This window comes from Pseudomonas sp. 2024-210, assembly GCF_045062345.1.
In the GTDB taxonomy this organism is placed as follows: Bacteria; Pseudomonadota; Gammaproteobacteria; order Pseudomonadales; family Pseudomonadaceae; genus Aquipseudomonas.
Genome location: NZ_JBJGEJ010000008.1, coordinates 224,322 through 237,079, shown reverse-complemented (window position 1 = coordinate 237,079; position 12,758 = coordinate 224,322). Strand labels below are relative to the sequence as shown.

General features: G+C 54.0%; 12 protein-coding genes and 1 pseudogene. 6 read left to right on the top strand and 7 right to left on the bottom strand.

Going from position 1 to position 12,758, the window contains the following annotated elements:
- The 3 genes and pseudogenes from ACI7MX_RS14135 to ACI7MX_RS14125 form a co-directional block, all read left to right on the top strand.
- Window positions 1–180, top strand: a pseudogene (locus tag ACI7MX_RS14135) (hypothetical protein); the annotation flags it as partial.
- A 129-nt stretch (window positions 181–309) separates the two neighbouring features.
- A complete protein-coding gene (gene rhtA / locus ACI7MX_RS14130; protein ID WP_314489297.1) occupies window positions 310–1,215 on the top strand; it encodes a threonine/homoserine exporter RhtA in 906 nt (301 codons plus the stop codon).
- A gap of 153 nt (window positions 1,216–1,368) precedes the next feature.
- A complete protein-coding gene (locus ACI7MX_RS14125; protein WP_314489295.1) occupies window positions 1,369–1,650 on the top strand; it encodes a hypothetical protein in 282 nt (93 codons plus the stop codon).
- 55 nt (window positions 1,651–1,705) lie between these two features.
- On the opposite strand, the gene ACI7MX_RS14120 is transcribed toward ACI7MX_RS14125, so the two are convergent.
- Both ACI7MX_RS14120 and ACI7MX_RS14115 read right to left on the bottom strand, forming a co-directional pair.
- A complete protein-coding gene (locus ACI7MX_RS14120; RefSeq protein WP_405588863.1) occupies window positions 1,706–3,526 on the bottom strand; it encodes an aminopeptidase P family protein in 1,821 nt (606 codons plus the stop codon).
- Between the two features lie 56 nt (window positions 3,527–3,582).
- Entirely contained in the window at window positions 3,583–4,752 is a 1,170-nt protein-coding gene (locus ACI7MX_RS14115; protein ID WP_405588866.1) for a cysteine desulfurase family protein, read from the bottom strand.
- Between the two features lie 330 nt (window positions 4,753–5,082).
- Between ACI7MX_RS14115 and ACI7MX_RS14110 the strand changes: the two genes are divergently transcribed.
- Window positions 5,083–6,174: a sigma-54 dependent transcriptional regulator gene (locus tag ACI7MX_RS14110; protein WP_314489286.1), complete on the top strand. Its 1,092-nt coding sequence runs from the start codon at window positions 5,083–5,085 to the stop codon at window positions 6,172–6,174.
- Window positions 6,175–6,303: 129 nt separating this feature from the next.
- On the top strand, window positions 6,304–7,083 hold the full coding sequence (locus ACI7MX_RS14105) for a TSUP family transporter (RefSeq protein WP_314489283.1): 780 nt from the start codon (window positions 6,304–6,306) through the stop codon (window positions 7,081–7,083).
- Here ACI7MX_RS14105 and nudC read toward each other — a convergent pair.
- The 5 genes from nudC to gnd all read right to left on the bottom strand — a co-directional run bounded on the left by nudC (window position 7,051) and on the right by gnd (window position 12,126).
- Window positions 7,051–7,881 (bottom strand): NAD(+) diphosphatase, encoded by an 831-nt coding sequence (gene nudC, locus ACI7MX_RS14100; RefSeq protein ID WP_314489279.1) that lies wholly within the window; start codon window positions 7,879–7,881, stop codon window positions 7,051–7,053. The genes ACI7MX_RS14105 and nudC overlap by 33 nt on opposite strands.
- Window positions 7,882–7,909: 28 nt before the next feature.
- A complete protein-coding gene (locus tag ACI7MX_RS14095) occupies window positions 7,910–8,722 on the bottom strand; it encodes a crotonase/enoyl-CoA hydratase family protein (RefSeq protein ID WP_405588871.1) in 813 nt (270 codons plus the stop codon).
- Between the two features lie 94 nt (window positions 8,723–8,816).
- Entirely contained in the window at window positions 8,817–9,629 is an 813-nt protein-coding gene (locus ACI7MX_RS14090) for an HAD family hydrolase (protein ID WP_405588874.1), read from the bottom strand.
- On the bottom strand, window positions 9,626–11,149 hold the full coding sequence (gene zwf, locus ACI7MX_RS14085; RefSeq protein ID WP_405588876.1) for a glucose-6-phosphate dehydrogenase: 1,524 nt from the start codon (window positions 11,147–11,149) through the stop codon (window positions 9,626–9,628). Before zwf ends, ACI7MX_RS14090 begins: the two co-directional genes overlap by 4 nt.
- Window positions 11,146–12,126 (bottom strand): phosphogluconate dehydrogenase (NAD(+)-dependent, decarboxylating), encoded by a 981-nt coding sequence (gene gnd / locus ACI7MX_RS14080; protein ID WP_405588879.1) that lies wholly within the window; start codon window positions 12,124–12,126, stop codon window positions 11,146–11,148. The genes zwf and gnd overlap by 4 nt, the downstream gene beginning before the upstream one ends.
- A gap of 288 nt (window positions 12,127–12,414) precedes the next feature.
- Between gnd and ACI7MX_RS14075 the strand changes: the two genes are divergently transcribed.
- Window positions 12,415–12,579: a DUF6026 family protein gene (locus ACI7MX_RS14075; RefSeq protein ID WP_314489264.1), complete on the top strand. Its 165-nt coding sequence runs from the start codon at window positions 12,415–12,417 to the stop codon at window positions 12,577–12,579.
- The last annotated feature ends 179 nt before the right edge of the window (window positions 12,580–12,758 follow it).

The following is a 12,758-nucleotide window of genomic DNA, read 5'->3' as shown; positions in this document are numbered from 1 at the left end:
GCGGGAGGCGAATTCTACAGCGTTACACGCTGCTGTCAACACCTCATTTCCTGCTTCGATGACTTGAAGCTGACACCGCCGAAAACCGTACAACTCATTGAATATCAAGGAGTTTTCCGTTTCGACTACGCCGGAAGTGGGGCGAATTATAGGCCGTTAAAAATCCGGGTCAAGCATTAATCAAAACTGTGAGTAAAAGACCTGCTTTATATAGAGGAATTACATTTGTTGCGCAGTATATTGCACACACTTGCCAAGTTAAGCATGATGGCCTGCTTCAAGCCCCCTATCGTTTAGGCACCCTGCGTAATGACAAAGCAACCACAGCAGCAAAGTCTTGCCTCTTCCCTACTGCCTGTTGGCTTACTTCTCATTGCCATGGCCTCCATACAATCAGGGGCATCACTTGCAAAAAGCATGTTCCCCATTATCGGAGCACAAGGCACAACGACACTGCGGCTGCTTTTTGCCAGCGTCATCATGCTGATGATACTGCGGCCCTGGAGAGCCAGGCTCACAGCTCAGTCACTTAAGACCGTTATCGTTTACGGGATTGCTTTGGGGGGGATGAATTTTCTCTTCTATATGTCACTGCGCACCGTTCCACTTGGCATTGCCGTAGCCTTGGAATTCACTGGCCCTTTAGCAGTGGCTATTTACGCATCCCGTAGACCTATCGACTTCCTTTGGATCGGTTTGGCAATCACTGGACTTTTGCTGCTTATCCCGATGGGCGCAAGCAGTCACGGCATTGACCTGATCGGTGCGGGATATGCCTTAGGGGCAGGCGTGTGCTGGGCTTTTTACATCCTCTATGGACAGAAGGCAGGCGCTGATAACGGGGTTCAAACTGCCGCTTTAGGCGTAATGATTGCTGCTCTTTTTATCGCCCCTATCGGAATTGCTCACGCGGGCGCTGCTCTATTAACCCCAGCCTTGATTCCCATAGCTATTGCTGTAGCCGTATTGTCCACCGCCCTGCCTTACACGCTCGAAATGATCGCTCTCACACGCATGCCTGCACGTACGTTCGGCACCCTGATGAGTATCGAGCCGGCTTTTGGTGCACTTTCAGGTCTTTTGTTTTTGCATGAAGTTTTAACGTTCACGCAATGGATAGCTATTTCTTGCATCATCATGGCTTCGGTCGGCGCGACCTTGTCGATGCGCAATCATTCAAAACCTGTCGTTACTGACAGCTCGCCATCTATTTGACACAGTTCTGGCAATTAACTCTCATTTAAGCGATGTTGGTGCGTTATAAGAGTTGCACATGAGAGAGCTCAGGAACGGCATAAGGACATTCACCCAAAACCATGGATGGATGGTCGATACCCAAGAATCCGGCGCATACGCTTAAGGACAGAAATGAAACAAATTTTGATAGCTTTAGCCGTACTTGTTTTCACCGGCTGTGCTGCAACCTCCGAAACTTCCGTTAAGCACGGTAAACGAGGCCTGCATATCAATTGCTCTGGATTGTCCTCATCGTGGAATAAATGCTACGCCGAAGCCGAAAAGTCATGCGGCAAAAAAGGCTACCGGGTCATTGCCAAATCTGGCGACAGCTCCGAAGAACCGGGGGACTATCCTTTTGGTTTGAACCCGGCCGGTTATACCAGCCGGAGCATGATCGTTCTTTGTAAGTAGTGGACTCAAAAGAACTGCCGCGCCATTGACCTGACTTATGCGCGGCAGTGCAGCATCATTCCAGGGTTAAAAGTGGTTCGGTTCTGGCCCGCAGCCATTGAAGAGCAGCGCCCTCAAGCAAAGGGCTCAAACGCTCACGCACTTGAGCGTGGTAAGTATCCAGCCACTTCAGCTCTTCAACTGCAAGCTGCGACGGCTCGAGACAGCGCGTATCGATCGGGCACAGCGTCAGGGTTTCAAACCGCAGAAAAGCCCCAAACTCTGACGTATCCGCCTCACGGTTCAACACCAGATTTTCGATTCGCACTCCCCAGCGCCCTGGACGATAGGTTCCCGGCTCAATTGAAGTGATCATCCCCACTTGCATCGCTGTTTGCGGTGCAGGGGCAGCCTGATAGGCAATGACCTGGGGCCCTTCATGCACATTCAAAAAGTACCCGACACCATGCCCTGTTCCGTGCCCGTAATCGACGCTGTCTGCCCAAATCGGTGCTCTTGCGATTGAGTCCAGCAAAGGCGACAAAATACCTTTGGGGAAGTGAGCCCTGGACAAAGCAATGACGCCTTTGAGTACCCTTGTGCAGTCGCGCTTCTGCTCAGCCGTAGGAACGCCAACAGGCACCATACGTGTGATATCGGTTGTACCCCCCAGGTATTGACCACCCGAGTCGATAAGCAGCAGGCCGTCTCCCTCAATCACCGCATGCTCTTGCTCGGTAGCGTGATAGTGAGGCATTGCGCCATTAGCATTAAAAGCAGCGATAGTATTAAAACTCAAAGACACAAAACCCGGTCGCTTCGCACGGGCAGCAGTCAGTCGCTCATCAATAGTCAATTCGGTAATGCGTTCACGGCCAAGGGCGCTTTCCAGCCAGGCAAAAAACTCACAAAGCGCGGCGCCGTCTTGCTCCATGGCGTGACGGATATGCTGCGCATCATCAAGACTTTTTCGAGACTTGGCCAAGGTTGTTGGATTCAAACCCTCTACCAGCGTCACTTCACTGTGCAGATGACTCAATAGCCCGCAGGTAACGCGTGCGGGATCTATCAATAGACGAGTAGCCGGAAGCAGTGCTGCCAATGCGGCACCTACTTCACTGTATTCGCGCAGCACCACACCCTGCACCTCAAGGCGCTGCTGCAAAGCACTGCTGACTTTTCGTCCGTCCACAAAGATCGTGGCTTTATCTGCTTCAATCAATGCAAACGACACAAACACCGGATTGAATGAAACATCTGAACCTCGCAGGTTAAACAACCATGCGATGTCATCGAGGGTGGCGATAAAATGCGCATCAGCCTTACGCTCAACAAGTGTTTTGCGTAGTTGCGCCAGCTTATCTTCACGGCCGATTGTTGCCTGCGGTGGCAAGTGCTCATAGACCGGTTTGACCGGCAGCGCAGGTCGGTCTTCCCACACCTCATTCAGCAGATCAAGGTCGGTTCGCAACAATGCTCCGCGCTCCTTAAGCTTGCTTTCCAAGGTTCGTGCTGAAGCTAAAGCAAGCACTGCACCATCAACCGCTACGACTGCGCCTTCAGGTGCTTGCTCGGCCAGCCATTCCAGAGGCCCTGGCTGGCCCGGCTGTAGCTTGACCAGCTCAATGGTGCTACCGGCAAGTTCTTTTGTCGCTTGCTCCCAGTAACGACTGTCTGCCCACAGTCCGGCAAAGGTCGGGGTTACAATTAATGTACCCACTGAACCAAAAAAACCTGACAACCATTGCCGACCCTGCCAATAAGCAGGCAAGTATTCCGAAAGATGGGGGTCAGCCGACGGCACTAGCAGCGCCTGAATTGCATGGCGGCTCATCAACTCACGAGTACGCGCTAAACGCTCTAACACCAATCCCGGATTCAACGACTGGGAACTCATACTGTCTCCTGCTCAACACGGCTATTTATTATTCGTTCCGGATAATGGATCAGCCGTCAGGACTGAGCAACCGCCCAAAAAGGTGCAGGCGCAGCCACCGCCGTCTTGATGGCCTGAACAGCGGCATCAATGTCCTGTTCGCGAGTGAAACGCCCCAAGCTCAAGCGAATGGTCCGCGAAGCGTTTTCAGCATCAAGTCCTAGCGCAAGCAACACGTGGGACGGTGCTTTGCTGGCCGAGTTACATGCAGAAGTCGCCGAGTAAGCCATAACCCTACTCAATGCTGAGCTATTGAAGTGCCCCTCGCTGAACGTCAGGCTCAAGGTGTGCGCAATCCTGTGTGTCGGGCAACCGTTACACCGCACTCCCGGAATATCGGCTAACTGCTCCAACAAACGCTCACGCAAACTGCTGATATGAGCCAGCTCTTCAGTAAATGACTCGCGGGCCAGCGCGAATGCGGCCCCCATGCCGGCAATCTGGTGTGTCGCCAGCGTACCGGAGCGAAGGCCGAACTCATGCCCGCCTCCATGTATTTGCGCCTGCAAACGAGCTTGTGCTCGCGGCCCCACATATAAAGCACCAATACCCTTAGGCCCGTAAACCTTGTGGCCCGAAAACGACATCAAGTCGACCGCCCACGCCTCCAGATCGATAGCGGTCTTGCCTGCGCCCTGGGCGGCATCAACATGGAATAGCGCACCGTGTTCACGCACTCGCAGACCGATGGCAGGAATGTCATTAACAGTGCCCAACTCGTTATTGACCAGCATCAGAGACACCAGCAGCGTATCTTCACGCAAGGCCTCAGTGACCTGACGAGCACTGACAAGGCCATTGCTGTCCGGTAACAGGTACGTGACGTCAAAGCCGGACTGCTCAAGGAAGCGCGCGGTATCCAGTACGGCTTTGTGCTCAATTTGACTGGTAATGATGTGCCCGCGCACTTTTCCGCTCGCTTGCGCGACACCTTTCAATGCCAGGTTGTTGGATTCTGTGGCCCCCGAGGTCCAGATAATGTGCTCGGGCTGGGCGTTAATCAGTTCAGCCACCTGCTCTCGAGCCTGCTCAACCGTGTGACGGGCCTGCTGGCCAAACACATGGGAGCCAGAGGCTGGGTTACCGAAATTGCCATCAAAACCCAGACACTCAACCATCACCTGAATGACACGGGCGTCCACTGGTGTGGTGGCGGCGTAATCGAAATAAAGAGGTCGTTTGTTCATTTTACAAACCTACTGAGCGCGTTCCGGAATCAGACAGTGTTTGATTTCAGAGAAATGAAGCCACTTTAGAAGCGGCCATTAGCAATAACCGATTGAGCGAGAGGAATAAAGAGACTGACTTGAGAAAAACCGTAGGAATTATCCCGAAATTCCAAACGTTAAAATGATCCCTCCTTATAAAGCGCCTTTACCCGCCCATGCGCAAGTCCGATATACCATAAGGATATATAAATATGGAATTACGTTAGTTTACGGAATAACCAAATAACTTTATAAAGCTGTCTCCAGCTTTGCTTCTGTGGGCAGAGCCTCTGCAAAAAGGAGCTGTCAATGCAGCTTTTGACTTTACCTGCAACGCCAGCCCTCGCAACGTCTATCAGGGCCACCGCCCAAGTGTTCGAAGACCCGTCTTCGAAAGCATTACTCACCCATTTGCAGCAAATTGCCCCCAGTGATGCGAGCGTGTTGATCATTGGAGAAACTGGCACCGGCAAAGAGCTGGTTGCACGACACATCCACCAACTGAGCAACAGGAATCAGCAGCCATTTGTAGCCGTCAACTGCGGCGCCTTCTCCGAATCGCTTGTCGAAGCAGAGCTGTTTGGCCATGAAAAAGGGGCATTTACCGGGGCGTTGGCAGCCAAAGCCGGATGGTTTGAAGAGGCCGATGGCGGAACGCTGTTTTTGGATGAAATTGGTGACTTGCCCCTGCCCATTCAGGTGAAACTGTTGCGCGTCCTGCAAGAGCAAGAAGTGGTTAGATTGGGATCACGCAAAAGCACACCGATCAATGTGCGTGTGCTGGCCGCTACCAACGTCAATCTGGAGCAGGCCATTGATGCGGGACACTTTCGTGAAGACCTCTATTACCGACTGAATGTTGTCAGTTTGGTGTTACGGCCATTGCGTGAACGGCCGGGGGATATCCTGCCGCTGGCCAGACACTTTCTCCAAACTTATCGCCAACGTTTACAGCATGGCCCCAAGACGCTGAGCTTGTGCGCCGAAGATGTGCTCATGGAACACCCTTGGCAAGGCAATATCCGTGAGCTGGAAAACGTCATACACCACAGTTTACTTCTGTGCCGCAATCCGACTGTCACCGCGCAGGATCTGCGCTTGTCGCAGTCACGCGGCAGACGGTCAGAGCCTGCAATATTGCCGAACAATAGCCCGGATACCACTCAGCGTTTACTGCAACGCGCCTTCCACCAGCTCTTTGAAGAAGAGCCCGGCGCCCTCCACGAAACAGTGGAGGACAGCCTGCTGCGTGCCGCCTATGAGTTCTGCCACTTCAATCAAGTGCACACGGCAAAACTGCTCGGCTTGAGCCGCAATGTCACACGCACACGCCTGATCAAGCTTGGAGCGCTTTCAGTGAATACACGACGGGCCGACACGCTCGCCTGTCCGGCTATTTAGTTAGGTCACATCCACAGCGGCAGATAGTAAAACGAGTTACAAGGTCTATCGCCGCTGCTCTGAGTTATCGGTAAGATGCGTCCTTCCTGCGCATCAGCGCTGTACGTCCCGCCGAATTAAGCCGATACCATGCCATTTGAACTCAGCGTAGATGTGACCACCCTCGCCATTCTGGCCGCCGTTGCTTTCGTTGCCGGTTTTATCGATGCCATTGCCGGAGGCGGAGGCTTGCTCACCACACCCGCCCTGCTCACTGCCGGCCTGCCGCCCCATCTGGTACTGGGTACTAACAAGCTCAGCTCGACGTTCGGTGCCGCCACCGCCAGCCTGACGTTTTACCGACGCAAACTGTTCCACCCTAGAGAGTGGAAACTGGCTATTTTCGGGACGCTGGCAGGCGCTTTGATGGGTGCGGTTGTCGCCCATTACATGCCCGCCGAATGGCTCAATAAAATGTTGCCAGTGATTGTCTTCGGCTGTGGGCTGTATCTGCTGTTTGGAGGCACACCCAAAACCCCGATCGATAACGACGCGCCAATCAAAAAGAAATGGCAACTGCCTCAAGGCTTCACCTTGGGCTTTTATGATGGCGTGGCAGGCCCGGGAACGGGGGCATTCTGGACTGTCAGCAGCATGCTGATGTACCCGATTGATCTGGTGAAGGCCAGCGGAGTCGCCCGCAGCATGAACTTCGTCAGCAACATTGCAGCACTGACTGTGTTTGTCATCGCGGGGCATGTGGACTGGGTGATAGGCCTGACCATGGGCTTTGCCGTCATGGTCGGCGCTTTTTTTGGCGCCCGCAGCGCGATCAGTGGCGGCGCCAAATTCATTCGTCCGGTATTTATCACCGTCGTATTGGGTTTGACCGTGCGGTTAGCCTGGCAGCACTGGTTCGGCATGGCCTAAGCGGCGCGCCACATATAAGTCGATGAGATAACGAGCTATTGAGCGCGACGCGGGCAACGGCGGCAAGTGATGCACATTGAACCATTGTGCATCCTCTATCTCATCGACTTGAGGTACGATTTCGCCGCCTGCATATTCAGCATGAAACCCCAGCATCATTGAGTGCGGGAAAGGCCAGCACTGACTGCCTACATACTGGATATTTTTGACCTCCAACTGCACTTCCTCACGCACTTCGCGAACAAGACATTCCTCCGCAGACTCGCCCGGTTCGGCAAATCCCGCCAAGGTGCTATACACGCCCGGCACAAAGCGTGGCGAGCGCGCCAGTAATACTTCATCGCCCCGTGTAATGAGCACAATCATACTGGGCGAAATTCGCGGATAACTGCGTAAGTCGCATGCCGCGCAGTACATGGCACGCTCCAGTGGAACCTGAGTCATTGGCTCGCCGCAACTGCCACAGAACCGGTGTTCACGCGACCACGTGCCAATCTGCGCTGCGTAGCCCAAAACCTTATACAGGGTGTGGTCACCTTCAAGCATAAATGCCCGCAAACCCTGCCAACGACACCCCTCAACTTGCGCCTGATTGTCCAGCTCCAACAGGTACACAGCTTCGCCGTCCAGATACCCGATACCGTGCTCTGCCAATACGGGCAACGCCTGACACTTGAGCCAATCACGAGAAAACAGCGGCCCGTTATCGTCCAGCAAAAAACCATCGGGGCCGCGCACCACTGCCAAGCCGCCAGGTTGCTTCGTATCCAGTACTGCCGTGGTCCAACGCGGTGTCATTAAAGGATCCTTGGTGGGTGAAAAAACTTTAATCCAGAAATTCGGGCTTTTGCTTGGTCATGTGCGCCGTCATCGCCAAGCGCAGGTCACTGGACTGGAGCATGGCCGCGTTCCATGTCGCCACGTACTCCAGACCATCGTCAACACCGTGATCGCGCATATAGCTGATCATCTGCTTGGTGCCGGCGATAGCAATCGGTGATTTTGCGGCAATGTCTTGTGCAATCGCCATAACCCCGTCCAGCAAAGTCTGTTTATCCGCGAAAACCCGGTTGACCAGACCTATGGCACGGGCTTCATCCGCTGCGACCATCCGCCCGGTATAAGCCAGCTCACGCACTATTCCGTCGCCAATAATTCGCGGCAGGCGTTGCAGCGTGCCGACATCTGCCGCCATCCCCATGTCAATTTCCTTGATCGAGAATTGGGCATCTTCAGCGGCATACCGCATGTCGCAGGAAGCGATCAAGTCAATGGCACCGCCCAGGCAATACCCCTGAATAGCCGCCAGTACGGGCTTTTGGCAACGATCAACAGCGTTAAAAGACGCTTGCATACGCAGGATCTTGCGTCGCAGCAAGCGCGCGTTACGGCCCACATCTTTGCCCATTTCATTGGCGACAGAGGCCAGCAACATCAGATCGATACCAGCCGAAAAGTGTTTGCCCGCGCCGCTGAGCACCACCACTCGCACGGCGTCAGTCTCATCGACCCACTGAAAAATCTCAACGATTTCGGTCCAGAATGCCGCATTCATCGCATTGATCTTTTCAGGACGATTGATCTGTACATGGGCAATATTGCCCTTCAACTCAACCTGGAAAGCCTGGTAATCGGACATAACCTGAATCCTTTAGGGAGTGCTGCAGTCGGTCAATTAAACGCGGACTATAACAAGCACTGCGGGGCTCAAGCAGGCCGCGATTACGCCAAAACTAGAGAATAAAACGCGCGATGGCCTGTGCAACGCCATCCTCAAGGTTACTGCCGGTCACCACATGCGCCTGTGCCCGAACCTCCGCAGGAGCCTGGCCCATAGCTATCGAAAGTCCGGCACGCTGAAACATGGCAGGATCATTGCCACCATCACCAATCGCAGCCGTGTGCGCTAACGGCACGTTCAAAAACTTGGCAAGCGTCACCAGTGCGTTGCCCTTATTGGCTTCAAGTGCAGTGATATCGAGATAGCGCGCCTGTGAGCGGCTGGCCACTGCCAACCCATCCAACAAGGGCTGCAAACGCTGATCAAGGTCCATCAATAGCGGAGCATCACTGCAGGTTGCAACAATCTTGTGCACCTGATGCAGATAGGGCTCGAAGCTCTCCACTACTTGCGGCGCATAGCCCAACCCCTGTTGCTCATGTGCCACCATTTCGCCGTGTGGGTCACGCAACAGCCATTGGTCATCCACGAACAGCCAGACTTCTACCTTGTGCTCAGCCAGAAAATCCAGGGTTTTACGTACGGCATCCGGGTGGACATGATGGGATTGCAAATACTCGCCTTGGGCGTTGACCAGCAATCCGCCATTGAACCCCGCGACGGGCAGTTTAATGTCTAACTGACTGATGATTTCGCGCATGGCCCTGGGAGGTCGTCCCGACGCCAGCGTGAAGTAAATGCCGGCGGATTGAAGTGATTTGACTGCTTCAATATTTCGCGGGCTGAGCGTGTGGTCAGGCAAAAGCAGCGTGCCATCCATGTCACACAACACCAACTCGATAGCGTCTTTCTTCACGTCTTTCATCCTATTTTCAGCCACACGCGGCCATCACGGGCAAGCAGATCCTTGGCCGCCTGAGGGCCATCCTCGCCAGCCCTGTACGGGTGTACTTCGGTGTGTTCACGCCAGGCATCCAGAAAAGGCTGAACGCCGCGCCAACCGTTTTCGATGTTGTCAGCGCGCTGGAACAAGGTCTGATCACCGGTCAGGCAGTCGTAAATCAATGTCTCGTAACCCGTGGACGGCTGCGCTTCAAAGAAGTCCTTATAAGCAAAACCCAGTTCGATATCGGCCATCTTCAGACCTGGACCCGGGCGTTTAGCTTGCAGGTCAAACCACATCCCTTCGTTGGGTTGAATCTGGATACGCAAGTAGTTGGGCTTTATTCGTTCGACTTCGGTATCACGAAACTGCGCGTAAGGTGCGGGCTTGAAGCAAATGGCGATTTCGGTATCGCGGGCACTCATGCGTTTGCCGGTGCGCAGGTAAAACGGCACACCGACCCAGCGCCAGTTATCGATCATCACCTTGAGTGCAACATAAGTCTCGGTCGTACTGTCGGGAGCCACGTTATTTTCTTCGCGATAACCCGCAACCGGCTTGCCGCCCAACTCACCCGCGGTGTACTGCCCACGCACCGAGTTTTTAAGCGCGTCTTCTTTTGACCACGGTCGAATGGCGCCAATCACCTTGGCCTTTTCACCGCGCACCGCATCCGCGCCAAAGGCGGCTGGCGGCTCCATCGCCACCATCGCCAGTAACTGAAACAGATGGTTGGGCAGCATGTCGCGCAAAGCGCCGGTATGCTCGTAAAAACTGCCACGTGTCTCGACACCGACGGTTTCTGCCGCCGTAATCTGCACATGGTCAATGTAATGATTGTTCCAGAAAGCTTCGAAAAGCCCGTTGGAGAAGCGACTGACCAAGATGTTCTGGACTGTTTCCTTGCCCAGATAATGGTCAATTCGATAGATCTGCTTCTCGCTCATCACGGTCAGCAAGCAAGCGTTCAATGCTTGAGCCGACTCTAGATCCGAGCCAAAAGGTTTTTCAATGACTACCCGGCGAAACCCGTTCGGGTTTTCGTTGAGCAATCCGCTGGCGCCAAGCCGCTGCACGACCTCACTGAAAAAGCGCGGAGCAGTGGCCAGGTAAAACACCGCATTGCCGGTGCCACTGGCGTTTATTTTCTGTTCCAGCGCTTTATAAGTGCTGTCATCCAGAAAATCGCCCTGAACATAGCTGATGTTTTTCGCCAGCGAAGCCCATAACTCGGGGTTTAAACCTTGGCCTTCAGGGTGATCCACTTTACTGGAGGCTTCATTGCGAATGAAGTCCTCCAGCTTTTTGGCGAAGCCTTCATCACTGATTGCATTGTGGTCAACGCCCACAATGCGCAGACCTTCGTCCAGCAAACCGTCCCGACTCAAGTTGTACAGCGCTGGCATTAGCAGGCGCTTTACCAAATCGCCGTGCGCACCGAACAGAAACAGTGTCGTGGGGGGCGCAGGGAGGGGATCGGACTTGCTGGACTGATCAATCATTTTTTAGACGTCTCCACGTGGCCACCGAAACCAAAGCGCATAGCTGACAGCATTTTGTCGCCATAGAGGCTTTGCTGACGTGAACTGTAGCGGGCAAACAAGGCTTGCGACAGCACAGGCACCGGTGTCGATTGCTCCATCGCAGCTTCAATCGTCCAACGGCCTTCACCGCTGTCTGCTACAGCACCCGAGTAGCCATCCAATGCTTCGTCAGTGGCCAGAGCATCGGCGGTCAGATCGAGCAGCCAGGAGGACACGACACTGCCACGACGCCATACCTCGGCGATATCACCCAGGTTGAGGTCAAAGCGCTGATCTTCAGGCAGGTTTTCACCGCCCTTCATTTTCATCAGGTTGAAGCCTTCGGCATACGCCTGCATCAAGCCGTACTCGATACCGTTGTGCACCATTTTCACGAAATGACCTGCGCCTGCCGGCCCTGCATGGATGTAGCCACGCTCGGCGCGGTCATCGTCAGATGTCCGGTCTTTGGTACGCGGAATATCGCCCATGCCCGGCGCCAGCGCAGCGAACAATGGGTCCAGGTGTTTAACCACCTCAGTGTCACCGCCGATCATCATGCAGTAACCGCGTTCCAGGCCCCATACGCCACCGGAGGTGCCTACATCGACGTACTGAATGCCTTTTGCAGACAACGACTGAGCACGACGAATGTCGTCTTTGTAAAACGTGTTACCGCCATCGATGATGATGTCATCCGCGTCGAGCATCTGGCTCAACGCCTCAATGGTGTCTTCGGTCGGTGCACCTGAAGGTAGCATCACCCACACTGCACGCGGTTTGGACAGGCCGTCGACCATCGCCTGCAGGTCGGCAACAGCGGTTGCGCCTTCCTTTTCCAGCGTGTTGACGAAGTCGGTATTGCGGTCAAAAACCACGGTTGTATGCCCATTGAGCATCAGACGCCGCGCGATGTTACCGCCCATACGGCCCAATCCAATAATTCCCAACTGCATGTACTGTTGCTCCCAACGACAAATAAATAGGTGTGCAGCACCTTACTGCAGCATTGCTTAAGGTGCCCGGCTTGGATTAGTCCTAGCGCATGGTGCGTAGTTTCGCACAAGCAGCCACTCAGATTCGCGATTCAATGCGTCCAAAAGACGAACGAACGTGCAGAGACAGCAAAAAATTTAAAAGTTCCCTTCTGAGGAAAAAGAAATCAGAATTAGCGCTGACAGTGATCCACGACCCTGAATGGGTCGTTCGGGTACTCGATGAAGACACCAAGGGCTTAGAGAATCATGAACACCGTATTGTCTGCACGACCTGCACAAACGCTTTATGTCACGATCCGCCGCGACGAACTGCGCCAGCTCAAAGACGAGCGAGCGCAACTGCAACTTCAGGTCGAACAACTGCGCCAGCAGTTACTCATCGCTCAGCCAGGTTTTACGCCTTTGCGTTAAAGACCTTATCGACTGCGCCCAGGTGCGGCCCGCTCCTCTTTGGCGTCATCTCTCTACAAAGTTTTCACATGGCTTTGGCAATACTGAAACACGTTGCGGCTGCTCAAGATCGAAGCGGCCCTCATGTGTTGTGCCGGGCTATTCGGCATTAACAATTCAAGTTGTTATCAGCTGGAGCG

Bases quoted from the DNA above. Each gene is read 5' to 3' on its own strand.
- rhtA (WP_314489297.1), top strand. From the start codon at position 310: ATGACAAAGCAACCACAGCAGCAAAGTCTTGCCTCTTCCCTACTGCCT.
- ACI7MX_RS14120 (WP_405588863.1), bottom strand. From the start codon at position 3,526: ATGAGTTCCCAGTCGTTGAATCCGGGATTGGTGTTAGAGCGTTTAGCG.
- ACI7MX_RS14075 (WP_314489264.1), top strand. From the start codon at position 12,415: ATGAACACCGTATTGTCTGCACGACCTGCACAAACGCTTTATGTCACG.
- ACI7MX_RS14105 (WP_314489283.1), top strand. From the start codon at position 6,304: ATGCCATTTGAACTCAGCGTAGATGTGACCACCCTCGCCATTCTGGCC.
- ACI7MX_RS14125 (WP_314489295.1), top strand. From the start codon at position 1,369: ATGAAACAAATTTTGATAGCTTTAGCCGTACTTGTTTTCACCGGCTGT.
- gnd (WP_405588879.1), bottom strand. From the start codon at position 12,126: ATGCAGTTGGGAATTATTGGATTGGGCCGTATGGGCGGTAACATCGCG.
- nudC (WP_314489279.1), bottom strand. From the start codon at position 7,881: ATGACACCGCGTTGGACCACGGCAGTACTGGATACGAAGCAACCTGGC.
- ACI7MX_RS14095 (WP_405588871.1), bottom strand. From the start codon at position 8,722: ATGTCCGATTACCAGGCTTTCCAGGTTGAGTTGAAGGGCAATATTGCC.
- ACI7MX_RS14090 (WP_405588874.1), bottom strand. From the start codon at position 9,629: ATGAAAGACGTGAAGAAAGACGCTATCGAGTTGGTGTTGTGTGACATG.
- zwf (WP_405588876.1), bottom strand. From the start codon at position 11,149: ATGATTGATCAGTCCAGCAAGTCCGATCCCCTCCCTGCGCCCCCCACG.
- ACI7MX_RS14115 (WP_405588866.1), bottom strand. From the start codon at position 4,752: ATGAACAAACGACCTCTTTATTTCGATTACGCCGCCACCACACCAGTG.
- ACI7MX_RS14110 (WP_314489286.1), top strand. From the start codon at position 5,083: ATGCAGCTTTTGACTTTACCTGCAACGCCAGCCCTCGCAACGTCTATC.